The sequence below is a fragment of the Microbacterium panaciterrae genome, from assembly GCF_039541635.1.
GTDB classification, from domain to species: Bacteria; Actinomycetota; Actinomycetes; order Actinomycetales; family Microbacteriaceae; genus Microbacterium; species Microbacterium panaciterrae.
The window spans coordinates 118,290-144,182 of sequence record NZ_BAABGP010000016.1 but is presented as its reverse complement, the minus strand read 5'-3'; the positions used below and the strand labels follow the sequence as shown (position 1 = coordinate 144,182).

Annotated in this window: 21 protein-coding genes and 1 pseudogene; 15 read left to right on the top strand and 7 right to left on the bottom strand. The window is 65.5% G+C overall.

Annotated elements, in window-relative coordinates:
• Positions 1-8 precede the first annotated feature (8 nt).
• The 14 genes and pseudogenes from ABD882_RS12045 to ABD882_RS11980 form a co-directional block, all read left to right on the top strand.
• A pseudogene (locus tag ABD882_RS12045) lies at positions 9-1,184 on the top strand (M23 family metallopeptidase); the annotation flags it as partial.
• An 11-nt stretch (positions 1,185-1,195) separates the two neighbouring features.
• Positions 1,196-1,462 (top strand): DUF6112 family protein, encoded by a 267-nt coding sequence (locus ABD882_RS12040; RefSeq protein ID WP_345187264.1) that lies wholly within the window; start codon positions 1,196-1,198, stop codon positions 1,460-1,462.
• A gap of 179 nt (positions 1,463-1,641) precedes the next feature.
• Complete coding sequence (locus tag ABD882_RS12035) at positions 1,642-1,914, top strand: DUF6112 family protein (protein WP_345187262.1); 273 nt, start codon at positions 1,642-1,644, stop codon at positions 1,912-1,914.
• A gap of 37 nt (positions 1,915-1,951) precedes the next feature.
• The gene (locus tag ABD882_RS12030) at positions 1,952-3,355 is read left to right on the top strand and encodes a conjugal transfer protein TrbL (RefSeq protein WP_345187261.1); all 1,404 of its coding nucleotides are present in this window, start codon (positions 1,952-1,954) and stop codon (positions 3,353-3,355) included.
• A 3-nt stretch (positions 3,356-3,358) separates the two neighbouring features.
• On the top strand, positions 3,359-4,831 hold the full coding sequence (locus tag ABD882_RS12025; RefSeq protein ID WP_345187241.1) for an SCO6880 family protein: 1,473 nt from the start codon (positions 3,359-3,361) through the stop codon (positions 4,829-4,831).
• Between the two features lie 51 nt (positions 4,832-4,882).
• On the top strand, positions 4,883-5,365 hold the full coding sequence (locus ABD882_RS12020) for a hypothetical protein (protein WP_345187239.1): 483 nt from the start codon (positions 4,883-4,885) through the stop codon (positions 5,363-5,365).
• Positions 5,362-6,858: an ATP-binding protein gene (locus ABD882_RS12015; protein ID WP_345187237.1), complete on the top strand. Its 1,497-nt coding sequence runs from the start codon at positions 5,362-5,364 to the stop codon at positions 6,856-6,858. Before ABD882_RS12020 ends, ABD882_RS12015 begins: the two co-directional genes overlap by 4 nt.
• Positions 6,858-7,307: a hypothetical protein gene (locus tag ABD882_RS12010; RefSeq protein WP_345187236.1), complete on the top strand. Its 450-nt coding sequence runs from the start codon at positions 6,858-6,860 to the stop codon at positions 7,305-7,307. Before ABD882_RS12015 ends, ABD882_RS12010 begins: the two co-directional genes overlap by 1 nt.
• A 96-nt stretch (positions 7,308-7,403) precedes the next feature.
• Entirely contained in the window at positions 7,404-7,844 is a 441-nt protein-coding gene (locus ABD882_RS12005) for a hypothetical protein (protein WP_345187234.1), read from the top strand.
• Between the two features lie 59 nt (positions 7,845-7,903).
• Entirely contained in the window at positions 7,904-9,631 is a 1,728-nt protein-coding gene (locus tag ABD882_RS12000) for a type IV secretory system conjugative DNA transfer family protein (protein WP_345187232.1), read from the top strand.
• Between the two features lie 213 nt (positions 9,632-9,844).
• On the top strand, positions 9,845-10,393 hold the full coding sequence (locus ABD882_RS11995) for a hypothetical protein (protein ID WP_345187231.1): 549 nt from the start codon (positions 9,845-9,847) through the stop codon (positions 10,391-10,393).
• Positions 10,394-10,431: 38 nt separating this feature from the next.
• Positions 10,432-15,453 (top strand): SNF2-related protein, encoded by a 5,022-nt coding sequence (locus tag ABD882_RS11990; RefSeq protein ID WP_345187229.1) that lies wholly within the window; start codon positions 10,432-10,434, stop codon positions 15,451-15,453.
• Positions 15,454-15,526: 73 nt separating this feature from the next.
• Positions 15,527-15,991 (top strand): single-stranded DNA-binding protein, encoded by a 465-nt coding sequence (locus ABD882_RS11985; RefSeq protein ID WP_345187227.1) that lies wholly within the window; start codon positions 15,527-15,529, stop codon positions 15,989-15,991.
• A 7-nt stretch (positions 15,992-15,998) separates the two neighbouring features.
• Positions 15,999-16,586, top strand: coding sequence for a hypothetical protein (locus tag ABD882_RS11980; RefSeq protein ID WP_345187226.1), 588 nt, complete (start codon positions 15,999-16,001; stop codon positions 16,584-16,586).
• Between the two features lie 62 nt (positions 16,587-16,648).
• Here the strand turns inward: ABD882_RS11980 and ABD882_RS11975 are convergent, their stop codons facing one another.
• The 6 genes from ABD882_RS11975 to nrdH all read right to left on the bottom strand — a co-directional run bounded on the left by ABD882_RS11975 (position 16,649) and on the right by nrdH (position 23,821).
• Positions 16,649-17,371 carry a DUF6349 family protein gene (locus ABD882_RS11975; RefSeq protein ID WP_345187224.1) on the bottom strand — a complete coding sequence of 241 codons (723 nt, stop codon included), beginning with the start codon at positions 17,369-17,371 and terminating at the stop codon, positions 16,649-16,651.
• Between the two features lie 922 nt (positions 17,372-18,293).
• The gene (locus ABD882_RS11970; protein ID WP_345187222.1) at positions 18,294-19,610 is read right to left on the bottom strand and encodes a tyrosine-type recombinase/integrase; all 1,317 of its coding nucleotides are present in this window, start codon (positions 19,608-19,610) and stop codon (positions 18,294-18,296) included.
• 364 nt (positions 19,611-19,974) lie between these two features.
• Positions 19,975-20,952 (bottom strand): class 1b ribonucleoside-diphosphate reductase subunit beta, encoded by a 978-nt coding sequence (nrdF, locus tag ABD882_RS11965; RefSeq protein WP_345187221.1) that lies wholly within the window; start codon positions 20,950-20,952, stop codon positions 19,975-19,977.
• 33 nt (positions 20,953-20,985) lie between these two features.
• On the bottom strand, positions 20,986-23,145 hold the full coding sequence (gene nrdE, locus ABD882_RS11960; protein WP_345187220.1) for a class 1b ribonucleoside-diphosphate reductase subunit alpha: 2,160 nt from the start codon (positions 23,143-23,145) through the stop codon (positions 20,986-20,988).
• On the bottom strand, positions 23,127-23,564 hold the full coding sequence (gene nrdI, locus ABD882_RS11955; RefSeq protein ID WP_345187219.1) for a class Ib ribonucleoside-diphosphate reductase assembly flavoprotein NrdI: 438 nt from the start codon (positions 23,562-23,564) through the stop codon (positions 23,127-23,129). Before nrdI ends, nrdE begins: the two co-directional genes overlap by 19 nt.
• A 23-nt stretch (positions 23,565-23,587) precedes the next feature.
• Complete coding sequence (gene nrdH, locus ABD882_RS11950; protein WP_345187217.1) at positions 23,588-23,821, bottom strand: glutaredoxin-like protein NrdH; 234 nt, start codon at positions 23,819-23,821, stop codon at positions 23,588-23,590.
• A 394-nt stretch (positions 23,822-24,215) separates the two neighbouring features.
• On the opposite strand from nrdH, the gene ABD882_RS11945 reads away from it, so the two are divergent.
• Positions 24,216-25,427, top strand: coding sequence for an MFS transporter (locus tag ABD882_RS11945; RefSeq protein WP_345187216.1), 1,212 nt, complete (start codon positions 24,216-24,218; stop codon positions 25,425-25,427).
• Positions 25,428-25,473: 46 nt separating this feature from the next.
• On the opposite strand, the gene ABD882_RS11940 is transcribed toward ABD882_RS11945, so the two are convergent.
• Positions 25,474-25,785, bottom strand: coding sequence for a helix-turn-helix domain-containing protein (locus ABD882_RS11940; protein WP_345187214.1), 312 nt, complete (start codon positions 25,783-25,785; stop codon positions 25,474-25,476).
• Between the last annotated feature and the right edge of the window lie 108 nt (positions 25,786-25,893).

The following is a 25,893-nucleotide window of genomic DNA, read 5'->3' as shown; positions in this document are numbered from 1 at the left end:
GGCGGACCATGCTGAAGAAAGCCGTTGCAGTCGTCGCCGCGATTCTCCTGTTGGGGCCGATGATGGGCTTGGTCGGGATCGCGCTCATCGCGAACCCCGCTGCGAACGCTCACTGCACCATCTCGGGCAACATCATGCTCGGTGAGATCCCCGACGAACTGACCGTGACGACCGCAGGCGGGGTGACGTTCACGCTCAACAAGAAGCAGCTCACGCACGCGGCAACCATCATCGAAACCGGAGCCGGGATCGACGGTGTAGGCGTCAACGGCATCCGGATCGCGCTCGTGGCTGCCCTCACCGAGAGCACCCTGCGCCAGCTCGCGAACACCGGCACCTACCCGGCGAGCGGCGACTATCCGAACGACGGCAACGGCTCCGACCACGACAGCCTGGGCCTGTTCCAGATGCGACCACAAGCGGGCTGGGGCACCGTAGCCGAGCTCATGGACACCACGTACCAAGCACGTGCATTCTTCGGTGGCCCCGACGGGCCGAACTATCCCAGTCCGCGCGGCCTCCTCGACATCCCTGGCTGGGAACAGCTCGACCCCGGCGAAGCCGCGCAAGCCGTCGAGGTCTCCGCCTACCCTGACCGCTATCAGGACTACCGGCCAGTCGCCGACAGCATCCTCGACGCGCTCACCAAGCCATCAAACGGCACCGGGGCTGGGAGCTCTGGATCGGAGATCACCGGCGAGACAGTGCCGGAGACCTCGGAGGTGGTGTTTCCGCTGCCGGAGGGAGCCTGGGTACAGACCGACGTATTCGGGCCGCGCACCGACCCGATCACTGGAGAGGCCGCGTTCCACTCCGGCATTGACCTCGGCGCGCCTGGCGGCACCGCGATCCTCGCCGCCGCCGATGGCGTCGTCACCGTCGCGGAGTTCTCCGGCGGGTACGGCGGCCTCATCGTCGTCGAGCACACCGTCGACGGGCAGACCGTCGCCACCGCGTACGGGCACATGTGGCAAGACGGCATCCACGTCACAGCAGGCGATCACGTCACCGCAGGCCAGCACATCGGTGACGTCGGTTCCAGCGGACGTTCGACCGGCAACCACCTGCACTTCGAAGTGCGACCCGGCGGCACGAACGGTGAAGCAATCGACCCGACGCCCTGGCTCACCGATCACGACGCGACAGACCTGCTTGAACCATCCGGATCTTCCCCCGACCAGTGCAGAGGTGCATGATGAACGTGTTTCCCGACTTCGGCGGACTCGACGGTGTCAGCGACATGAAGACCGTCATCGGCGCGCTCCTCACGATCGTGCTGATTGTGGCCGTCCTCATGCTCATCGTCTCCGCGATCATCTGGGCAATCTCAGCCTCCAGCGGTAACTACGGTGTCGCGAGCAAAGCCCGCACCGGAACCCTCGTCGCCCTCGGAGCTGCCGCCCTCGCAGGCTGCGCGGTCGCTTGGGTGAACTGGCTCATCAGCATCGGCGAACAACTCTAGATACCCGCGTCATGCGCCCGTCCTCGTCAAGAGGGCGGGCACTTTCGCATATCTGTGGCGCGGCGTGCACCTCGGGGATGACCTCGTTCATTGCCCGCTACCAGGCGGGCTTCCTCGTCAGGAGCCACATCGTGTTCGACCTCTTTTCTACTCTGTCCGTCCTTCCGGCCGTGCTGCCGATGGACATCAGCATCGACCCCAACGACAACGGGCTGCCCGGTATCGCGCAGCTGCGGACCATCGTCGGCGCGGTCATGACGGTCGGCCTGATCCTCAGCGTCCTCGCGCTCATCATCAGCGCGATCGTCTGGGGCTTCGGCGCGAACTCCTCGAACCCGCACCTCGCAGGTAGGGGCAAGATCGGCGTCCTCGTCAGCTGCGGGGCAGCGGTGATCTGCGGTGCTGCCGTGACGCTCGTGAACTTTTCCTGGGGCGTCGGCCAGCAGGTCTAACACCCACCCGTCAACCACCAATCTGAGGAGGTTCGTGATGGGAGTCTGCGATGTCCCGATCATCTCCAACGTCTGCGATGTCGCGGGCGAAGCAGCCGCGACACTCGTCGCGGCCCCCTTCAACTGGCTCGCGTCAGCGATGGGCGAAGCAGCCGGATGGCTGATCGAGACCATGTGGACGGTCTTCGACTCGACCACGCTCGTCGACCTCACCGGGACCGGGTTCATCTCGGTCTACAACCTGCTGTTTGGCGTCGCGGTCTTCATCGTGCTGATCTTCTTCTGCTTCCAGCTCATCCTCGGCCTGGTCAGACGCGACCCCACCGCACTATCGAGAGCCGCGCTCGGGGCCGGGAAATCGATCCTCGGATCGTTCCTGGTCATCACGCTGACCGGGCTCGCGCTCGAGATCGTCGATCAACTGTGCATCGGGATCGTGCAAGCAGCGGGTGAGACGACCGGAACGATGGGCATCAAGATCGCCCTGCTCGCCGCCGGTCTGACCGCGATCAACATTGCCGCACCGGGTGTCGGGGCGATCGTCACGATCTTCCTCGCAGGCTTGATGATCGCCGCCGTCGCGATCGTGTGGTTCAGCCTCCTCATCCGAAAGACACTGCTGCTCGTCGCGGTCATACTCGCCCCGATCGCACTGTCTGGTGCCGCGTGGGACGTAGCCCGTTCCTGGTTCGGGAAGTGGGCGGCATTCGTCCTGGCACTGATCCTGTCCAAGCTCGTGCTCGTTGTCGTGTTCCTCATCGCGATCACGCAGATCGCGACACCGATCGAGCTGGATCTCACCGCGATCACCGAGCCGATCGTCGGCATCGTGCTGCTGTTCATCGCCGCGTTCGCGCCCTACATGGTCTACCGCTTCATCAGCTTCCTGGGCTTCGACATGTATCACGCAATGGGCAGCGAACAGGAAGCCAAGGCCGCAATGAACCGCCCCGTCCCGACCGCCTCGAAGCCATCCGGCGACGGGCCGAAGAAAGTCCTCGACGGCGGAGACTCCGGCGGTGGAAGCTGCGACGCGCCAAAGCCACCGCCATCAAGCGGAGCCCCGGCGAGTGCGAGCGCGGGTGCTGGAGCCGGAGGAGCAGGGGCAGGCGGCGCTGGAGCGGGTGCCGGGGCTGGTACAGGTGCGGTTGCCGCAGGCCCAGCTGCCGCCGTCATTGTCGGGGCGGAAGTCGTGCAGGCCGCTGGAACCGCTGGCCCGGCTCTTGGCGGGGCAATCGGAACCCAAGCCGAAACCGCAGCAGGTGGCGCGGATCAGCCGAATGACCCCGGTTCGTCGACGCCGCCACCGTCCGTCCCGACTCCGAACCAACCCGCCGATCCGGCACCGCCCGCGCCGAACCCGCAGCCACCTGCTCCGGGGCCAGTGCCGAAATCCCCGCCGCCGAATGTTCCACCGATGCCGAAGCCAAGAAAGGAGTAAGCCATGAGCAACAGCACACGAGACAGCCAAGACGCATCCGGCGGCCTGGCCCCGGTGAAGTTCTCCCGTCTCACGAGGCGCGGCGTCCTGCTCGGACTCTCCGCTGCACAGTTGGTCACGCTCGGCGTAGGGGGTGCTTCGCTGGTGTTCGCGTTCTACGCGGGCGGCGGCATCCTCGTCGCTTACACCGCGCCGATCTGGGTGATGAGCGCGATCCTCACCTGGGTGTCGATCGGTGGGCGAAAGATGGTCGAGTGGGTGCCGATCGCGGTCAAGTGGTTGTGGCGCAGCACCGGCAAGCAGTTGATCTACCGGCGCAAGGTCGTCAAGCCTCGCCCTGAAGGGACGCTCGCGCTGCCGGGCGACATGTCTAGCCTGCGCGAGTACACCGACCCGACTACCGAGGCGGGCATGATCCACGATCCCTACGCGGGCACGCTCACTGCCGTCTGCGAGGTCACGCACCCGGCATTCGTACTCCTCGACCCGTCCGAGCAGGAACGTCGCGTCACGTCGTGGGGGCGCGTGCTGGCGACCGTTTGCCGCTCCGGTCGCGTTGCAACTCTGCAAGTCCTCGAACGCACGCTGCCTGACTCGGGAACGGGGCTTGCCGAATGGTGGGCCGAGCACGGCACCGCTGACGGGTCATGGGCCGCGAACACCTACGCGGAGCTGATCGAACGGGCAGGCCCTGCCGGAGAACGCCACGCGACCACGCTCAGCCTGTCGCTGGACATGCACGCCGCCGCGCGACAGATCCGCACGGCAGGCGGCGGCATTCGTGGGGCTGCAGCGGTGCTCCGGCAGGAGATGTCGACGCTGACTGCCGCGCTGCGTTCGGCAGACCTCGCACCGAAGCACTGGCTCTCGTGCGGGCAGATCGCCGTGATCCTCCGCTCGGCCTATGACCCGGCGGTCGCGGCGACACTGGAGCGTCACGGCGAAATTGGCCAGTCGCTCGCGACGGCTGGCCCGGTGTCGGTGAACGAGTCGTGGTCGCGGCTGCGCACGGACTCCGCATATCACGCGGTGCTGTGGGTGTCGGAGTGGCCGCGCTCGCTGGTCTATCCGGGGTTCCTCGCCCCGGTGCTGCTGTCGACGGGTATCCAACGGTCGTTCTCGCTGCTGTGCACGCCGATGCGGTCGGATCAGGCCGCCCGCGACATCCGCAAGAAGAAGGTCGAATACATCTCGGATCAGGCGCAGCGGCAACGCATCGGGCAGGTCGAGGACGCGTCGCAGAGCGCGGAGTTCCGTGACGTGCTTCAGCAGGAAGCTGACCTCACCGCAGGTCACGGCGTGCTCCGCTACACCGGCCTCATATCGGTGTCTGCCGAGACCGTCGAAGAGCTCGACGCGGCGGTCTCCGGGATCGAACAGGCCGCGATCCAAGCGTCCTGCGAGACCCGGCTCCTGGTCGGGCAACAGGCCGTCGCGTTCACGGCGGCAGCGCTCCCGCTGGGTCGTCGCGTCTGAACTCGCAGCTGCCTGCCGCCACCAACTCCTCACTTTTGAAAGGGCACGATCATGCCGACGTTCTACGATCCCGAAGCCGATGCCGCTGAAGCCAGGGAAGCGATACGCGGTCTCGCGCACGCCTCCCGGCAGATCGACCATCCCGACGCCCTCTACGGTCTCGTCTGGGAAATGCTGGGGGCGACGCGCAACCTCGAACAGGTGTTGAACCAGCTCGCCCGCAACACCCTCGCTCATCAGCAGCGCGCCTCCACCGACCGTGGCGATGACAAGATCGGGCATGCCGATGCGTGGGCCGCCGCCGACTTCCTCGCAACCGCTGCACGCGAAGTCGGGCAGGCCGAAGCCGCCCTCGATCAGGCATCCGGGCTCCTCGGGCGCATCGCCTGGCAGAAGACCCCGCCGCAGGTAGCCGAGACGATCGAACGCGCGCCGCACGCGCTCGATGAACGGCAGGCGCAGGCGAAGTCGCGGAGCTGGTTCGAGCATCCGGGCATCGCCGCAGTCAAGCGCGAACGGGGGCTCGGGCGGTGAACAGTGAAGACACCGAGCGGCTGCATACGAGCGTGCTCGTCGCCCCGGCGAAAGAACGACGTCGGGCACGCAAGCAGCGCCACGAAGCCGCCGTCAAACTCCAGGTAGAGAAGCACGCACGCGAGAAAGCCGAGCAGGTCGCGAAGGCTGAAGCGGAGCGTGCCGAGCGACGCGCGACCATCTACCTGCCGCGTGCCGGAGAACCGGGGGCCGTCGCGTTGCGGACGCCGGGCAAGTTCCGACTTCCGCGCCATCAGGACACGTCCGCAGCTCTTGCGGGCGCGTTCCCGTTTCTCGCCGAAGGCGGCCTCGGCTCCGAAGGCGTCTTCATCGGGCAAGACCTATACTCGGGCGGTTCATTCGTCTACGACCCGTGGGAGCTGTACCGGCGCGGGATCATCACCGCTCCGAATCTGGTACTAGCGGGCATCGTCGGCAGCGGCAAGTCCGCCCTCGCCAAGAGTCTCTACACGAGGTCGATTCCGTTCGGGCGGCGCGTCTACGTTCCCGGCGACCCGAAAGGCGAGCACACGGAAGTCGCGCGTGCTGTCGGTGGGCGGGCGATCGTGCTCGGGCACGGCTTGAACACGCGCCTGAACCCGCTCGATGAGGGCTACCGGCCCGACGGTCTCAGCGATGAGGAATGGGCCAGCACCGTCGCCTCACGTCGCCGCGACCTCATCGGCGCACTCACCGAGACCGTGCTCGCACGCACACTCACCCCGCTCGAACACACCGCGATCGACACAGCACTCACCGCGACAGTGCGGGAAAACAGCGTGCCGATCCTACCGATGATCGTCGATCGCATCCTCGAGCCCCGCGACGATACAGACGGACGTCTCGCGGAAGACGGCAGACTCGTCGGCCACGCGCTGCGCCGCCTCGTCAAAGGCGACCTGAGCGGCCTGTTCGACGGGCCGTCGACGGTCGTGTTCGATCCGACACTCCCGATGATCAGCCTCGACCTGTCCCGCGTCACCGAGAACTCGACGTTGATCTCCGTGCTCATGACGTGCTCGTCCGCGTGGATGGAGGCCGCGTTGCTCGACCCGAACGGCGGGCAGCGGTGGGTGATCTACGACGAAGCCTGGCGGCTCATGAGCCACCCCGCCTTGCTCAAGCGAATGGATGCACACTGGCGTCTCGCTCGCGCCTACGGCATCGCAAACATGCTCATCTTCCACAAGCTCACCGACCTAGAAAACGTTGGTGATGCCGGTTCTGCGATGCGGTCACTGGCGAACTCGCTACTCGCGAATGCAGAGACACGCATCATCTACCGGCAGGAGTCCGACCAGCTCGGCGCGACCTCCGCCGCGCTCGGCCTCACCAGCACCGAGCGCAAGCTTCTCCCGAGCCTCGGTATTGGACAGGGCTTGTGGCGGATCAAGGAGCGCAGCTTCGTCACACAACATCAATTGCACCCCGCTGAGCTCGAACTCTTCGACACGAGCTCCAGGGCCAGTGGTCTGGCCTCGGGCGGTGCGTGATGAGTCAGGACGGGATCGACCGCGACCGGCACACGCAGGCGATGCTGCTGCTCGATGACGGGCTGCGGCGGATCGCGGATCAGCACAAGAACAGCGTCGACTTTGAGTACGAAGACCCGCTCACATTCGGTGGCGGGCACTTCGTGTTCTACCCCGAAGGCAGCAACTCGGCACGGTTCGCAATTGAGGAACAGTACGAGGGCACCGACTGGAGCGACGAAGACCGCCTCCCAACCTCATGGACATGGCGGGCAGAACGCATCGTCAGACACCCGGACGGCTCCCACTACTGGGGCACCGAGCGCGAAGGCGAGACGAAGATCGAGGATCTCCCGAACCTACTCGTCGAAGTCGACCGCTGGGTGAGGAAGACCGAGAACCGGGCCACGCAGTCCGCCCAGTTCGGTGCGCCAGCGCGCAGGCAGGAGCCTCCCGCGCCGCGTCTCTAGGCATCGTTCGCGCACCTGGCGGGCATGAGAAAACGCCCCGACTCTTTGCCCGTGTCGATGCCGCTGATCTGCCTGAACGTGCAGACGGACGGCACGATGACCGTCACCGTCGACGGCGAACCCCTCGGCCCGCCACCCGGAGAACAGGTGTGGCGGCGCGCAGGGTTCGCTCGCGTCATCGACCAGATCACCGGGCAACGGATGACCCCCGTCCGCGTCGAAGTCACCGAAGCCGATGGCAACACCTTCACCGAGATCGTCGCCCCCAGCCGCCGCACCCCGGCACGCGTACCGGAAGTGCATCCCGCTCCAGTACCGGCGGTGAAGACGGTTCCGGTGCTGGTCGAAGTCAACGGCGACAGGTTCATCTCGGGCGAGGATGTCGCGGTCGCGATCATCGTCGCTCACACCGATGCCGCCCCTGGCGGGCAGGCACGGGCGCTACTTGACGCGGCACAGATTCCGGCGGCGGAGACCGGCGAGGTCGCACTAATCGGTCGTATCTCGGGGTCATTCGTGATTCGGAGACTGTCGTGAGCGGCACGGCACCGGGCAGGCAGACCGGCGGCTACGGTGACGAGCTGACGAACTGGCTCATGATCGGGCTGGTCGCCCTATTCGGGTTCGCCCTGATCCTGCGCGCGGCAGGATCGATCACCGCATTCCTCACCGGCACACCGCAGCCCGATGCCGGAGCCATCACAGGCATCGGTGTGCTCCTGCATCCCGGCGACCCGGCAACGGCACTCGACGCCAAAGGACTGAACCCGGTCGTCTACTGGATCGTCACCGGGGTCCTCCTTGGCGGGCTTGTGACCGGGCTGGGGCGGGCATGGACGAAGTGGCGTCGCCATTCACGCAAGGTCGAGACCGACCCACACCGCCTCGCCGGAGCCGCGATCCGGCACGAAGTCGTCGAAACGGCGTCAGCGAAAGCGCTGCTGAAGCGGGCCGGGAACCTGCGCCCGTCGCTGGATGAGCCACAGCCGGCCGATGTCGGCTACCTGATCGGCACCTCGCGCGGCATCGGCGTCTGGGCCTCGGTCGAAGACTCGATCCTGCTGATCGGCCCGCCACGCTCGGGCAAGGGCCTGCACATTGTGATCCCGGCGATCCTCGACGCGCCGGGCGCGGTCGTGACGACCTCAACTCGTCCCGACAACCTCACCGCGACCCTACGCGCCAGGCAGCGGATCGGGCCGGTCGCCGTGTTCGACCCGCAGCACCTGGCCGAGGGCATCCCGGCAGGGCTCAGGTGGTCGCCGATCCGGGGGTGCGAAGACCCGCTGACGGCGATGATCCGCGCCACCGGCCTCGCCTCTGCCACCGGCCTCAGCTCCGGCGGGGTCGAGGGTGGCGGCTTCTGGGAGGGCAAGACCCGCACCGCCTTGCAAGCGCTGCTGCACGCGGCGGCGCTGGACCGCCGCACGCCCGCCGAGCTGTTCCGGTGGACGCTCGACCCGACCGCCGCAAGCGATGCCGTCACGATCCTCACAAACAGTCCGCAGGCCGCTGAAGGGTGGGCGGACTCGTTACAGTCGATGATCGAGGCCGACCCTCGCACGAGAGATTCGATCTGGCAGGGCGTGAGCCTGTCGCTTTCGGCGCTCGCTGACCCGCGCGTGCTCGATGCCGTATCCCCTGGGCCGGGTGAAGACTTCGACCCCGAACAGTTCCTCATGAAGCGCGGCACCCTGTTTCTGTTGGCGACAGGTGCTGGTGCGGGTGCGTCTGCGCCGTTGGTGGCGGCGTTCGTGGAAGACCTCATCGAGACTGCACGGCGGCTCGCCGCACGCTCGCCGGGCGCGCGGCTTGACCCGCCGATGCTGCTCGCGCTTGATGAGATCGCGAACCTCGCCCCGTTGCCGTCGTTGCCGGTACTGATGGCTGAGGGTGGCGGTACGGGGATCACGACGTTGCCGGTGTTGCAGTCGCTCGCGCAGGCGCGGGATCGGTGGAACGAGAACCAAGCGAACGCGATCTGGGATGCGTCGATCACGAAGATCGTCCTCGGTGGTGCGTCGAACAGTCGCGACCTGCAAGACCTCAGCGCCCTGATCGGTGAGCGGGATGAGTTCACCGACTCGGTGACGCTCGGCGATCACGGCACCCGCTCGAACCAGCGCTCGATCCGGCGCGTGCCGATCCTGCCGCCCGACCGGATAAGGACGCTCCCGTTCGGCACCGCCGTGACGCTTCTACGTACGGCCCCGCCGATCGTCACCGATCTGCGCGCCTGGCCGACCCGCGCCGATGCTGCCCGGTTGAAGAGCGATCGTGCCGAGATCGAGGGCCTGTTGGAGCGAGGCAGTCGTGCGGTGTGAGCGCACCTTGGCTGGTGGCCCGCACGGTGTCGTGCGGGCCACTTCCGCGCGCATGACGAAGTGCTGGGGTGATTCAGATGGCCAGGCGTAGCCGCCGCAAGCCTCCTCCGGGGCAGCTCGAGTTCGATCTGTGGGGGCTTTCAGAGTCCACCGCTGACGAGACCATCACGAATGTTGCCGAGAACGCGGTGACCGAACCGGAGGGAGAAGACCGTGAATCAGTACGGGCGCAGAATGATGCGGGCGTGGAGCCAGCGGGCCCCGGAACGGGTGGCGCAGATGGAGAACCCGGACGCGTTCTTCACCCAGTTGGGGCAGGAAGTCGAGGGGCAGATCCTGTCACTGTCGGCTCAGCTGGAAGCGAACTCGGCGGGGATGCTGGCGACGGGGAGCTTTTCGGAGGAGACTTACTTACAGGACGTCGCACGTCGGATGACGGCGCGGCGGATCGCAGAGGAGGTCGTGATGAATCAGCTCGCCTGGATCAGCGACCCGGCCCTGCCGTTGGACGAAGCCCGCGAGGAGTGGAACCAGACCAGTCCCTCGATCGAGAATCTGATCCGCTGGGCCGAACGGATGCAGGACGCACCCGACCTGATGCCCTCGACGGCAGACCTGGAGCAGAAGGCCAAGGACTGGGCCGTGCCGGTGGAGTTTCTGGAGGGCATGGTGCAGGCGGAGATTCCGCGCGCCTACCTGAACGAGCACCAGGCGATGCTCGACGAAGCAGCAACGATCCGCTTCCTCCGCGAACTCCACTAACCCCGGCCACACTGCCGGAGCCGATCCGTTCGGAGCCGTTGACGGCGTTCGTGCCGTCGAACCGTGACGACCTCGCACCATCTGGTGCGAAGGCTCGCTTCCAGGCGAACGTCGCCGCGATCGAGACGGCCCGCCGCATCGAAGCAGAAGGTCGGACGGCGACGGCGGATGAGCAGCGAGTCCTGGCGCGCTGGTCGAGCTGGGGCGCAGTTCCCGATGTATTCGACACGTCCAAGGAGCATTGCGCGGTCGAGCGTGAGCAACTGCGCGGGCTGTTGCCGACTGATGAGTGGCAGGCGGCTGAGCGCACGACGACCAACGCGCACTACACCGACCCGCTGATCGCGTCTCAGATGTGGCGCACCGTGCAGGCGCTCGGCTTCGACGGTGGCCGCGTGCTGGAACCGGGCAGCGGCCTGGGCACGTTCATCGGCCTCGCCCCCGCCACGGCACAGATGACGGGTGTGGAGCTGGACCCGGTGACGGCGATGATCAGCCGCGCCCTCTACCCGCGCGCTGAGGTGCGGAGCGAGTCGTTCGCCGATACGCGCCTGCCAGAAGGGTCGTTCGACCTAGCCATCGGGAACGTGCCGTTCTCGAACGTGGTGCTGCATGACCCTGTGCACAACGGCACGAAGCAGTCGATGCACAACCACTTCATCCTCAAGAGCCTGCGGCTCATCAGGCCTGGCGGGATGCTCGCGGTGCTGACCTCGCAGTACACGATGGACGCGCAGAACCCCGGCGCACGCCGCGAAATGGGACTCCTCGCTGACCTCGTGGGCGCAGTCCGCCTGCCCGCCGGGGCGCACCGCCGGATAGCGGGCACCGACGTGGTGACCGATCTGCTGATCCTGCGCCGCCGCGCCGACGGCGAACCCCCGGCGGACGATCTGTGGGAGACAGTCACCCCGATCGGGATCGACGGGCAGATGGCGAAGATCAACACCTACTTCGATGTGCATCCCGAGCATGTGCTCGGCGCGCTCGACGTCCGCCAAGACATGTACGGGCAGCCATCCCTCACCGTCGACGGAAACCTTGATGAGCTTCATCTGGAGCTCGCGGGCTCGCTCGACCAGATCACGTTCCGCGCCCGCCGCTTCGGACAAACCTTCACGCCACCTGACCCGACCGTGCCGGCGCGGCAGGCGGCGCGGGTGCCCGCGCCGCCTGAGCTGTGGGCCGGGAGCATCGTCCAGTCCGGGCGCGAGTTCGGCACCGTCGCAGAAGGCACCGTCGAACCCCTCGTCGTGCCAAAGACAGCACAGGTGGAGCTGCGTGCCCTGCTGCGGCTGCGGGATCAGGCGACACGGTTGCTGAGCCTGGAGGCGGCGACCGTGGACGACACTGACGAAATCACCAGTATGCGTGCCGAGCTGCACCGCGACTACCGGAAGTACGTCGGCAAGTACGGGCCACTGAACCGGTACACGCTGCGCCGCACCGGTCGCACCAACGAGCAGGGCGAGGAGACCTTCGCGCGGATCATGCCGACGCCGATCAGGTTGCTGCGTTCCGACCCGTTCGGGGCGCTCGTGCTCGCCCTGGAACAATTCGACGACGCCGACCAGACCGCGACGCCTGCGGCGATCATGACCCGCCGCGTCGTCACCCCACGCGCCGAAGTGCAGGGCGTGGATACTCCGGCGGATGCGGTCGCGGTGAGCTTGGATCGCACCGGCAGCATCGACCTGCCGCTGATCGCCGACATGCTCGGCATGGACGAACCTGAAGCCCGCACTGCGCTCACCGGCCTCGTGTTCACCGACCCCCTGACCGATGACCTCATCCACGCCCCGGCGTATCTCTCCGGGGACGTGCGGGTGAAGCTCGACGCCGCGAAAGAGCGCGCCGCCACTGACCCGGAGTTCCAGTCGAACGTCGACGCGCTCACCGAGGTTGTCCCGGCGGCGCTGGGGGTGGGAGACATTACGGCGAAGCTCGGCGCGGTGTGGATCGACCCGGCCACGCACGCGCAGTTCTTGAACGAGCTGCTGCGCACCCGTGACGTGCAGGTCGAAAACCCGCTGCCGGGCATGTGGGAAGTGCGCGGCGGCAGACAGGGGCTGCTGGCGACGAGCGAGTGGGGCACCGACCGCCGCCCTGCCCCCGACATCGCGCAGGCGATCATGGAGCAGCGCGCCCTCCTCGTCTACGACGAGATCGAGGATGCCGAGGGGAAGAAACGACGGGTGCTGAACCCGTTGGAGACGACCGCCGCGCAGGAGAAGGCAGACAGCCTGCAGGAGCGGTTCGCGGAGTGGGTGTTTGAAGACCCCGAACGTGCCGAGCGGCTGGTGGCCGAGTACAATCGGCGCTTCAACTCGATCGTGCTGCGGGATTACACCGGGGCAGGCGAATACCTGAGCCTGCCGGGACTGGCGGAGAACTTCACCCCGCGCCCACACCAACGCTCAGCGGTCGCCCGGATGATCGCCGAACCCGCTGCCGGTCTCTTCCATGAAGTCGGTGCCGGGAAGACGGCGGAAATGATCATGGGCGTGATGGAGATGCGTCGGATGGGGCTCGTCTCAAAGCCCGTCCTGGTCGTTCCGAATCACATGCTCGAACAGTTCGGGCGCGAGTGGTTGCAGATCTACCCGCGGGCGCGCGTGCTCGCAGCGTCCAGCAAAGACCTCACCGCCGACAAGCGGCGGCTGTTCGTCGCGCGTGCGTCGGCGAATGACTGGGATGGCGTGCTGATGACGCAGGGCGCGTTCGAGAAGATTCCGCTGCGCGCCGAAACTCAACAGGACTACGTCCGCGCGCAGGTCGATGAGATGCGTGCCGTGCTCGACACCGCGACCGCCGAGAACCAGATGAGCGTCAAGCGCATCCAGCGCAAGCTCCTCCAGCTGGAGAACAAGGTCAAAGAACGCATCGATAGTGGCCGCGACGCAGGAGTGTGCTTTGAGGACACCGGCATCGACTATGTGGTCGTCGATGAGATGCACATGTACAAGAACCTGTCAACGGACTCGAACATTCAAGACGCCTCGATCGAGGGATCGAACCGGGCCAGCGACCTGCACATGAAGCTCGAATACCTCCGCACCCAGGGCCGCGAACGTGTCGTGACCGGCGCGACCGCGACCCCGATCTCCAACAGCGTGACCGAGGCGTATGTGATGCAGCGCTACCTGCGCCCCGACCTGCTCGAATCGGCAGGTATCTCCGCGTTCGATGCATGGGCGGCGACGTTCGGGCAGACGGTCACGCAGATGGAGATGGCCCCGGCCGGGAACAACACGTTCCGCATGAAGACCCGGTTCGCGAAGTTCTCCAACGTGCCCGAAATGCTCAAACTCTGGGCCGTGTTCGCGGACGTGAAAACCGCCGACGACCTCGACCTCCCCACCCCCGATATCGCCGAGCGGGAGGACGGGTCGCGGGCGGCGCGCACGGTGCCGGTGCAGCCGACCGTGGAGTTGGAGCACTTCATCGAAACGCTCGGGCAGCGCGCCGACAAGGTGGCCTCACGGTCGGTGTCGCCGGATCAGGACAATATGCTCGCCATCTCCACCGACGGCAGGAAAGGCGCGCTCGATATTCGGATGGTCGCGCCCGGTTCACCGTCCGGGCCGACGAAAGTCGATATGGCGGCGGACACGATCTACCGGGTCTGGGAGCAGACGCGCGACAACACCTATATCGACACGATCAGTGGCGGGCCGTCTCAGGTGAGGGGTGCGTTGCAGCTGGTGTTCTCCGACATCGGCACCCCGAACGCGAGCAGGTGGAATGCCTACGACGAACTGCGGGAGCAGCTCGTGAAGCGCGGGATGCCTGCCGAGTCGATCCGGTTCATGCACGAAGCGAAGACCGATGTGGAAAAGGGCCGGCTGTTCTCCGCCGCACGCTCCGGGCACGTCGCCGTGCTCATGGGATCGACCGGGAAGATGGGCGTGGGCACCAACGTCCAGGCCAGGGCGGTCGCGCTCTACCACCTGGACTGTCCGTGGCGGCCCAGCGATATTGCCCAGCGGGAGGGGCGCATCCTGCGGCAAGGGAACCAGAACCCGGAGATCGCGATCGTCCGGTTCGTCACCGAGCGCTCCTTCGACGCGTACATGTGGCAGGGCGTGGAGCGGAAGGCGACGTTCATCGCGCAGATCATGCGCGGCAGGCTCGATTCCCGAGAGATAGAAGAAATCGACTCGTCCGCGCTGTCAGCGGCGGAAGCGAAAGCGATCAGTTCCGGCAACCCGCTGCTGTTGGAACACTCGACCGTCAACAGCGAAGTCACCCGGCTTCGCCGGTTGGAGCGAGCACACCAGCGCAACGAGACGATGCTGCACCACGTCCGCGACCGCGCGAACGACGACATTCGCCGCATCACCACCGACATCGACGGGCTGGAAGCGGCAGTCCCGCGCATCCGCGATACGTCCGGTGACCTGTTCCGCATCGAGCTGCGCGGCACCCAGTTCATCTCGCGCGTGGATGCCGCGCATGCGCTCGCGCAGTGGGCGCACGACTCCGACCTGAAATGGGCACCGCGCTACGCGACCCATGACTACGGCACCGTCGGCACCATCAGCGGCTTCGAATTCACCGTCGACGTGACTCCCGCGCCCGGGCAAGACCCCATGGTGCGTGTCCGACTCGCGGGCGTTCCCCGCAGCGGCTTCACGCTCAGCCGTGATCTGTTCCTCGAAGGCGGCATCGGCCTGATCCAGCGCATCGAGAACCGTGTCTCCGGCATCCCCGTTCTCCTCGAGCAGGCCCGCGCCGACCTCACCGATGCCGAGCAAGCACGCTCCGATGCGGATCAGCGCATCGGTCAGCCGTTCCGTCACGCACAGGTACTCACCGCGGCCGAGCAGGATCTCGCCCGGATCGAGACGCAGCTCGCCGCGATGCAAGAAGACATCGACGCGGAGCATCAGGCCGAGCCGGAACCGGAACCTGTCGGCGCGGGGCGCGTGCTGAGCGTCGAGGACGTGCGCTCGCACCAGCCCGCGATGGGCGTCTGCGCGAGCACCGAGAGGGCACCGTCTGAGATGTCGTCGCCAGGATCGCCCTCGGGGTTCACACCACCGTCACCGCGATTGTAGGCCGGGGCAAAGCGAGCACCTGTCGGGCAGCCGTGGCTCTCGCCGCGCGCAGTCCAAGTTCAAAGGAGGCGTCATGTCCATGAAGACAGATCAATCCGTCAACGGGTTCATCGCAACCGATCCGCAGCTCACCCATGGGCCGAACGGTATTCCCCGGTTTTATGCGCGCGTTGGCATCGAGCATTTCCGTCGTGAAGAAGACGGAACGTTTACCCAGCTCGATCCGACCTTCCACAACCTCGTCGCGTACCGCAAGACCGCCGAGCACGCGATGGAGAAGTTCGAGCGGGGTGACCGATTCCTCGCCGCCGGATACGTCCGTGAGTACACCTTCGAGCGCGAAGGCCAGCATGTCGAAGGTGAGGAGTTCGTCGCGAGCAAGATCGGCCACGACGCAGCCCGTTCCACATACACGGTCGATCGCACACCTCGACAAGAGGCTGCCGCGCGTGACGCGGCAGGGGTAACCCGTGAACAGGGGTTCGACCCGCCTGAGCGTCCCGCATATGAGCAGCGCCCCGCCGCCATCGGACAGTGAGACGCGCATGAGCACCGACGATGAGCAGCGCGACGACGCGGGCGTTGTGCCCGACTTTGATGAGCCGGAACCAGAACTGCCGCGCATGGCACCGCCGATGCTGGACGAACCGCCAGGCCCGGTGAACTGGAACCTCCTGACCGCTGACGAGGCCGAATCGCACTGGCTCGAACTGAACCAATGGGTCAACTGGCTCCGGCACACCTACGGGCTCCCGTCGTCGGTCGTGCCCCCGATATGGCACCGGCACTCCGAGCTGGTGTGGGAGCTGTCGGCGCTGCACACGCATTGGCTCTGTGCCTTCGACCCCGCACAAAACGGTTCCGCACCGATCGGCTGGCATCGCGACTTCGCCGACACCCGACAGCGGCTGCGCGATTGGGTCGCTGCTTCCGGCACGCGCCTCGACCGTGACCGCCCGACCCGGCAGACCTCCTGGCCGGGCGAAGAGCCCGCCGACCCGATTGAGGAGACCGTGATCACGCACCGGGACGAGGACTTCGTGCGGTTCGTGATCGACGACGTAGAACGCCGCCGTCAGGCCGAGACGGACTTCTACGCGAATCTCAACCCGGAGACCGGCGAGGTCACCTGAAAAGGCCGTCCTTCAAGCGTGTGGGGACGCGGCTATCGAGCCGCGTCCCCACACGCTTGTGTTCAGAAGCCGATCGAAGGATGGTCGTGTCGCGCTGTGTCGGGACGCTTCAGTTCAATCGGCAGCGTGACTTGGCTGCGTCGGGGCCGCTCAGAGTGGTCAAGGTCCCGCGTCGGGTGACCGAGCGCGGTCGACGAAAGATCGTAGCCGCCCCACGGCGAGAAGCCCGGAACATGCCGGGTGCCGTACTTCTGGCGTTCGGTGATGATAGGCGCGCCCGGCACTTGCATATGTTGCGGATAGTGCTCAGCGATCCAAGCACGAGCGAGCTTGGTCAGCCCCTTCTCGTTGCGGACGCGGATCTCAGCGGGTACGACGGGTAGCTCACGCCAACCGGACCGTGCGTGATCGTGCCACGCTTCGACCGCCAGGTTCTCGTGCCCCGCGATGATATGCCACTCGCACGGTTCGCAGACGACCAGCCTGAGCAGTTCGCCAGGCCCCTCTGCTTCACGGCTCGGTCGCACGTCGGCGTCGAAAGAGGCTGCTACATGATCGCCGAGTTCTGTTTCCCCGGTGGTAATGCTGCGGTGCCACATTTGACTGCGCGGATGCGATCCCACGTGCCCGTTGAGGAAGCACCAGTGTTCGAACGCTTCGTCAAGCATCACGGGTGGGTAGTAGTCCATCGTGAAATGCAGCGGCGCTCCAGACCATTCCCCTAGCTTGCTGCGCGCTTCCTCGCGTTCCAGCTCGGCGAAGTCGAACGCGATCTGTCCGTCCAACGGGTTGAGACATAGGTCGCCCCCTCTCAGCGGAGAGGTGCACGCTCTGAAAAGCACGGCTTCGATCGTGCGCCCTTCCGATGTTCGAATGGCAGGAGTACCCTGGTTGAAGAGACAACAGGAGATATAGCTTGAGCTACCGCCTTCGGGCAGGTGGTCGGTGCTCCAGAGGCTCCCTCCGGTCAGCGCCCTTTGTAAACGTGACGTTGCCTCGGCTCCTTGGAGGGCATGTCATGTTCCGTCTCATTCTCATCGTCGCGAGTTTCGTCCACGAGTGTCTGCGCCGATCCGCCCCGAGCAACATTCTGCTCAATCGTCTCCGCACTCGACGCGGGCTGAAGTGGGGCGGGCCTGCGATGCTAGTCGGCGCAGGCTACTTCGCACTGGCGTACTTGTGCACAACACTCATTGCCAATGGTGCGCCCGGCTGGCTCAATCTCATTGTGCTTCTGGGCACCTACAACGGCTTCCGCTTCGCGCTGATGGGGCCGGTCAGCCTCGCCAGGCTCATCGCAGTTCGATTCAGGGAGCATCGCGCCAGTCGCCTCGCAGCAGCTGATCCGGCTGCCTCTCCCCCGACTGCTCGTCGCACAACCGTAACAAGCACGAAGAGAAGAACGCCCTGCGTCTCACGACGCAGGGCGTTCTTCTCAGTCGAGCAGGTTATCGCTCGCTCTTGACCTATCTTGCGGTTGGCATCTCCACGAGCAGTTTGTCTCGAAGCTCATCAAGGTCAACGCGGATGAGCCTACCGAGTCGGTATCCATGCACGGTGCCGTCAGCGATGCGGCGGCGAAGGGTCTTTACCGACACCCCGTACTGCTCGGCGGCAACGGTCAATGACACCAACGATGTCACCGGGCTGTTGGGCCTATTCTGACTGGTCATGGCGATGCCTCCTGCGAAGTGACGAGTGATCACATCACAGGTACTCTTCCCCGTCCGGCAAGGCCGTCTCCGCTTTGTTCTTCGCCTCGGCGATCCTCTGAGCTACACGTTCACTCATCCGCTCTGCGAGTTCTCGATCACGGTTCATCGTGGCGTGCTGGTAGCGAAGCACGATCCGCATGTCCGAGTGGCCACCACGTCGCATGAGTTCAGCGAGTGTCGCACCTTCTTGAGCAAAGAGAGTCAGCCCGGTATGGCGGAGATCATGGAAGCGAAAGCGGAGCGGCAGGCCTGCAACGGCCTCTCGTGCGTCGCCCCAGATGTATCCCCACCGAGTGTTCGAGAGAGGCACGATCCCACGAACGCTGGTTGGAAGGATGGGAGCTTTCGCCTCCGGTTCGACGTAGGTGTCGAGATGCACTTTGAGTCGCTCAATCATGATGCTCGGGATGCTGACGGAGCGCTTACCTGCATCGCTCTTCAACAGCGTGTAGTCCCCGGTATTCGCGTTCAGCTGCCGTCGAACGTGCACGGTTGCGGATCCATCGTCGTGCCATTCGATGTCGCGACGTTGAAGCCCCAGGCACTCGGCGCGGCGCAGCTGGCACCAGGCCGCGAACATGACACCGATCGACCATTGGTCGGGCATCGCCTCATACAGTTCTTCAACCTGTTCGGGGCTGGCCACGTCCTCGTTGGGATCATGGTCGGCGTCATGTCGAACAGCGGGCTGCTTCGGGATCGAGATGTCTGGAGCAGCAGGGATGATGCCGTCTCGGACAGCTTGGCGCAGGATCATCATGAGTACGACGAGCACCGGCGTGGTGATGCCGTTGAACTTCGACCTCGGATTGAGCGGCGACGGAATCTGATCCAACCGATCGGTCATCTCGCGAATCCTCGCCTTGTCGATCTCGCGAATCGGCGTGTCTCCGAACTCAGGCATCAGGTAGCCGGTGAGCTTGCTCTTGTATGCCCGCACGGTGCCGACTGCTCGTTTCTTGCCGCTGCGGTTGGGCTGAGTACGGATCATCTCAATCCAGCTCTCGGAATACTCGTTGAAGCCGATCGACCTGGCTTCGTCTGCCTTTGCTTCTTCCCGGCGACGCGCTGCGAGTTGCGCGGGCGGCATCCACTGCCCGAGAGCGATCTTCGTCTGCACGCTGGCGAGCCAGGTGCGAGCGTCTGTCTTGGTGAGGAACGTGAGCGACTTGTCGTCGTCGGTGCGAGCGGGATGCATCTTGCCGTCCGGCCCTGGGTAGCGAGCTTGCCAGCGCCCGGAGGGGAGCTTTCGCAGCCTCCCCCATGCTTCGCGTTTGGCCGCGGATTGCTTCGTCTTCGGCGTGCTCATGATGCCCTCCCGTGGACTAGAACGACCGTCTGTGGGCCGTCGTGCCCCTCCGTGCCCCTCATGGGACAGAGCACCCAACTTCCGCGTGATTTCGCGGTTAACCGGCGCTTGTCTGCACCACGAGGGGCACGATGGGGCACGGCCTCGGGAGTGCGCGCGACGCGAATTTCGGTCGTTTCGCATCCCCTCGCCCGTCCCGTAGGTGAGCTCGTGCCCCCTGCGTGCCCTGTCGAATGGGTATTGGTGTTCATCTGCGTCCTCCTCTGTTCAGTGACAGAGAGCACAAAAAGAGGCCAGGACCTGGAGAAATCTGCAGGTCCTGGCCTCTCATCAGCCCTTTCGGGCTTTGCCTGAAATCTGGAGCTTAGAAGTCCCAGTCCTCGTCCTCGGTGGACTCCGCCTTGCCGATGACGTACGAGGATCCGGATCCTGAGAAGAAGTCGTGATTCTCGTCTGCGTTCGGGGACAGGGCCGAAAGGATGGCCGGGTTCACGTTCGTCACGGACGCCGGGAACATCGCCTCATAGCCGAGGTTCATCAGCGCCTTGTTGGCGTTGTAGTGCAGGAAGCGCTTGACGTCTTCGGTGAGCCCGACGCCGTCGTACAGGTCCTGCGTGTACTGCACCTCGTTGTCGTAGAGCTCGTACATCAGCGAGAACGTGTAGTCCTTGAGCTCGTCCTTGCGGGCCTGGTCGAGCGTCTCGAGCCCGCGCTGGTACTTGTAGCCGATGTAGTACCCGTGCACGGCCTCATCGCGGATGATGAGGCGGATCAGGTCGGCCGTGTTGGTGAGCTTGGCGCGCGAGGACCAGTGCATCGGCAGGTAGAAGCCCGAGTAGAAGAGGAACGACTCAAGCAGCGTCGAGGCGACCTTCCGCTTGAGGGGATCGTCGCCGTGGTAGTAGTCCATGACGATCTGCGCCTTCTTCTGCAGATTCTGGTTCTCCACCGACCAGCGGAACGCCTCGTCGATCTCCTTCGTCGAGCACAGCGTCGAGAAGATCGACGAATAGCTCTTCGCGTGCACCGACTCCATGAACGCGATGTTCGTGTAGACGGCCTCCTCGTGCGGCGTGAGCGCATCGGGGATGAGCGACACGGCGCCGACGGTGCCCTGGATGGTGTCCAGCAGCGTCAGGCCGGTGAACACGCGCATCGTGAGCGTCTGCTCCTCGGCGGTGAGCGTGTTCCACGACTGGATGTCGTTCGACAGCGGCACCTTCTCGGGCAGCCAGAAGTTGTTCACCAGGCGGTTCCAGACCTCGAGGTCCTTGTCGTCCTGGATCTTGTTCCAGTTGATCGCCTGCACGCGGTCGACCAGCTTGAGCGGTTCGGGAGTCATATCATTCCTTCAGAATAATACCTGATCAGAGAGTCAAAGCATGCACGAGACGCACTCAGCCATGTCCGTGCCCTCGAGCGCCATCTGACGCAGGCGGATGTAGTAGATCGTCTTGATGCCCTTGCGCCAGGCGTAGATCTGCGCCTTGTTGATGTCGCGGGTCGACGCGGTGTCCTTGAAGAACAGCGTCAGCGACAGGCCCTGGTCGACGTGCTGAGTGGCGGCGGCGTAGGTGTCGATGACCTTCTCGTAGCCGATCTCGTACGCGTCCTGGTAGTACTCCAGGTTGTCGTTCGTCATGAACGGCGCCGGGTAGTAGACGCGGCCGAGCTTGCCTTCCTTGCGGATCTCGATCTTCGACGCGATCGGGTGAATCGAGCTCGTCGAGTTGTTGATGTACGAGATGGATCCGGTCGGCGGCACCGCCTGCAGGTTCTGGTTGTAGATGCCGTGCTTCTGGATGGAGTCCTTCAGCTCGGCCCAGTCCTGCTGGGTCGGGATGTGCTTGCCCGTGAAGAGCTCCTTGACCTTCTCGGTCTCGGGCTCCCAGGCGCGCTCGAGGTACTTGTCGAAGAACTCACCCGACGCGTAGGTGGAGTCCTCGAAGCCGTCGAAGGCCGTGCCGCGCTCGATCGCGAGCAGGTTGGAGGCCCGCAGCGCGTGGAAGAGCACCGTGTAGAAGTAGATGTTCGTGAAGTCGATGCCCTCATCGGATCCGTAGAACACCCGCTCACGGGCGAGGTAGCCGTGCAGGTTCATCTGGCCGAGACCGATCGCGTGCGAGCGGTCGTTGCCGTCCTCGATCGAGCGCACCGAGCCGATGTGGCTCTGGTTGCTCACCGCGGTGAGCGCGCGGATCGCGGTCTCCACCGTCTGACCGAGATCGTCGGCGTCCATCGCCAGGGCGATGTTCATGGAGCCGAGGTTGCAGGAGATGTCCTTGCCGATCTGGCCGTACGAGAGGTCCTCGTTGTAGGTCGTCGGGGTGTTCACCTGCAGGATCTCGCTGCACAGGTTGGACATGTTGATCCGGCCCTTGATCGGGTTGGCCTTGTTCACCGTGTCCTCGAACATGATGTACGGGTAGCCCGACTCGAACTGGATCTCGGCGATCGTCTGGAAGAACTCGCGCGCGTTGATCTTGGTCTTCTTGATGCGCGGGTCGTCGACCATCTCGCGGTACTTCTCGGTGACCGAGATGTCCCCGAACGGCACGCCGTAGACGCGCTCGACGTCGTAGGGCGAGAACAGGTACATGTCCTCATCGTTCTTCGCGAGCTCGAACGTGATGTCCGGCACGACGACGCCGAGCGACAGCGTCTTGATGCGGATCTTCTCATCGGCGTTCTCGCGCTTGGTGTCGAGGAACCGCATGATGTCGGGGTGGTGCGCCGAGAGGTACACCGCACCGGCGCCCTGACGGGCCCCCAGCTGGTTGGCGTAGCTGAAGCTGTCTTCGAGCAGCTTCATCACCGGGATGATGCCGGAGGACTGGTTCTCGATCTGCTTGATCGGGGCGCCGGACTCGCGGATGTTCGAGAGCAGCAGCGCCACGCCGCCGCCGCGCTTGGACAGCTGCAGGGCGGAGTTGATGCCGCGGGCGATCGATTCCATGTTGTCTTCGATGCGCAGCAGGAAGCAGCTGACCAGCTCGCCGCGCTGCGCCTTGCCGGCGTTCAGGAACGTCGGGGTGGCCGGCTGGAACCGGCCCGAGATGATCTCGTCGACGAGGTTCACGGCGAGCTTCTCGTCGCCGTCCGCGAGGGCGAGGGCGGTCATCACGACGCGGTCCTCGAAACGCTCGAGGTAGCGCTTGCCGTCGAAGGTCTTCAGCGTGTAGCTGGTGTAGTACTTGAACGCGCCGAGGAACGTCTCGAACCGGAACTTCTTGCCGTAGGCGAGGTCGTTCAGCTTCTGGATGAACTCGGGCGTGTAGCGCTCGAGCACGGCGCCCTCGTAGTACTCCTTCTCCACGAGGTAGTCCAGGCGCTCCTTGAGCGAGTGGAAGAACACCGTGTTCTGGTTCACGTGCTGCAGGAAGTACTCCCGCGCAGCGCGCTTGTCCGCATCGAACTGGATCTTGCCGTCCGCGTCGTACAGGTTCAGCATCGCGTTCAGGGCGTGATAATCGAGCCCCTCATACGCCGCGTTGACCTTGAACGCCGTCTCGTCCTTCAGTGCTGCTTCCACCATCGTTCCAATCCGTCGGTCACCCGATCGACGTCGTTCTGTGTGCCGTAGATTTCGAGCCGGTACAAGTGGGGCACGTGGCACTTGCGGCTGATGATGTCACCGGCTGCGCAGAACGCCTCGCCGAAGTTGGTGTTGCCTGCGGAGATGACTCCGCGGATGTGACGCCGGTTGCGCTCGTCGTTGAGGAACCGGATGACCTGCTTGGGTACCGCGCCTTTCTCCTCGCCGCGTCCCTGCCCGCCGCCGTAGGTCGGCGTGACGAGCACGAACGGCTCATCGACGACCAGCGGATCCTCGGTGCTGTGCAACGGGATCCGCCGCGCCGGAAGACCCAGCTTGTCGACGAAGCGGGCGGTGTTGCCCGAGATGCTCGAGAAGTAGACCAGCAGCGGCGCTGCGGTCGCGGTGGCGGCGTTCATGAGATCGCCCCCTTCAGCAGGCTCTACGCCAGGCGAGCGGCGAGCTCGTCGATCTTGTCGGGACGGAAGCCCGACCAGTGGCCCTCATCGGTGACCACGACGGGAGCCTGCAGGTAGCCGAGCGACTTCACGTGCTCGAGCGCTGCGGCGTCTTCCGAGACGTCGTGCACCTCGTACTCGATGCCCTTCGCGTCGAGTGCGCGATACGTCGCGTTGCACTGCACGCAGGAGGGCTTGGTGTAGACCGTGATGGACATGTGATTCGCCTCTTCTTCCCCTCAGAACCCGGCTTTCGGACAGGTGACCCCGCCGGGACTTCAATACTACATATGGGGACGGACATTCGGGTCGACCACAAGGGGTAGTAGTTACAAGCCTGTAGTTTTCCACCGCTCTCCACCGGTTCGACACAGGTTCTCCACCACCTTGTCCACAGGTCGCCGCCGCTCGTGAGCACCCACGATCCGCGATATCCCGCGGGTCCCGGATGCCTGGTCCGGATCCGTCCACAGAAGTCACCGTAGAGCGGGCCTCCGACATTCCCCAGGCTGTGGAATTCGCCCTTCGGCGTGTCGTCGGCGTGTCGCGCCGCCGGCCGCGCGCAGCCGCTCCCGACCCCTCCCGCGGACCGCCGACCGGTAACGTTGATCCGTGGCCGGATCGGGATACAGAGAGCTCTTGCGTGCTCCCGGGGTGGGGCGCATCATCGCCGCGCAGCTGACCGCGCGATTCCCGAACGGCATGTCGAGCCTGGCGATCCTGCTGCACGTCGAGCACATCACCGGCTCCTACGGCGCGGCAGGGCTCGTGCTCGCTTCGGCCTCCGTGGGGCAGGCCGTGGCCGGCCCCATCACGAGCCGCTGGATGGGCCGCTGGGGCATGCGCAGGGTGCTCACCTTGACACTCGCGGTCTGCGTGCTCTCCTTCCTCGGACTCGCCTTCCTCGCGCTCCCCCTGCCGGGGTACATGGCGCTGGGTCTCATCGCGGGGCTCTCCACCCCGCCGGTCCAGTCCGCGGTACGCACGATCTACCCGAAGCTGGTGAACTCCTCCCAGCTGACACCGCTGTTCTCCCTCGACGCGTCACTGCAGGAGATCATCTGGATCGTCGCCCCGGTCGTCATCACGATCGTCTCGACCCAGGTCGGATCCCAGCAGGGTCTGCTGCTCGTCGCGGCGGTGCTCGTGGCTGGCGGCGCCTGGTTCATCCTCTCCCCCGAGGTGGGACGGGTGCGGATCCCGCGCAGCCGCCGCGGCTTCGGCGCCGTCGTGCTGAAGCCGCCGGTGCTGCTGGCGACGGTGATCGGCTTCCTGCTGATCGGTGCGTGCTCCGCGGTCGAGGTCGGCGTGGTGAAGACGTTCGACGAGGGCGGGCTGCAGGCCGGTCTCGTGCTGGCGGTCTTCTCACTCGGCAGCCTCATCGGCGGCCTCGCCTCCGGACGGGTGCCGATCGGGCCGTGGGCGATGGCGCGCCGCCTCGCGATCGTCGCTGTAGGGCTGTCACTGACGATGTTCTCCCTCAACGTGTTCTGGCTCGGCGGCACGCTGATCGCCGCCGGCATCGGGATCGCGCCCGCGCTCGCCGTGCTGTTCGCGATCACCTCGGCGAGCGTCAAGTTCTCCGAGACCGCCGAGGCCTACGGCTGGGTCGGCACCGGCCAGCTCATCGGCGCGGCGGCCGGATCCGCTGTCGCCGGCTTCCTGATCGACCGCTCCGGAAGCCCCGCGGGCGCCTATCTCGCCGCCACCCTCTTCGCGGCGGTCGGACTGATCGTGTCGGTGGTCTTCGTCCGGGCCTTCCCTGACCTGCGCCACCGCGACGCCTCCCCGATCCCCGACACCGAGGCCGTGCCGCTGCCCTGAGGATCGGCGGGCTCAGCGCCGCCAGCCGCGGAGCCGAACTCCGGCATCAGGCGATGCGATCCTTCGGGCGCCAGAAACTCGCCTCGAACGAGCTCAGCGGGTGCGGCTCGTCCTTGCCGGTGAGGCCGTACGGATCAAGCCCTCGGAACAGCTCGACGAGGTCGACCTCGAGCACCCCGGCGAGCTTCAGGATCGTGGCCAGCCGAGGGTTGCCCTGCCCCTTCTCGATGGTGCGCAGATTCGAGGGATCCAGCTCGCTCGCCGCCGCGAGCCCCTGGATCGTCAGCGACTGACGGATCCGGATCTCGGCAAGCCGCCGGCCGAGCTCGACACGCGGATCCTCAGGAGTTTCGGGCACTCATCTTTGGTAATCCCCGCACGCGAAAACACGAAGGTTTAGTACCACTAGGTTAACTACGCGAGGTTATTTCCTCTCGGTTCTGGTCTCGCATCTCGTTGCGACGCC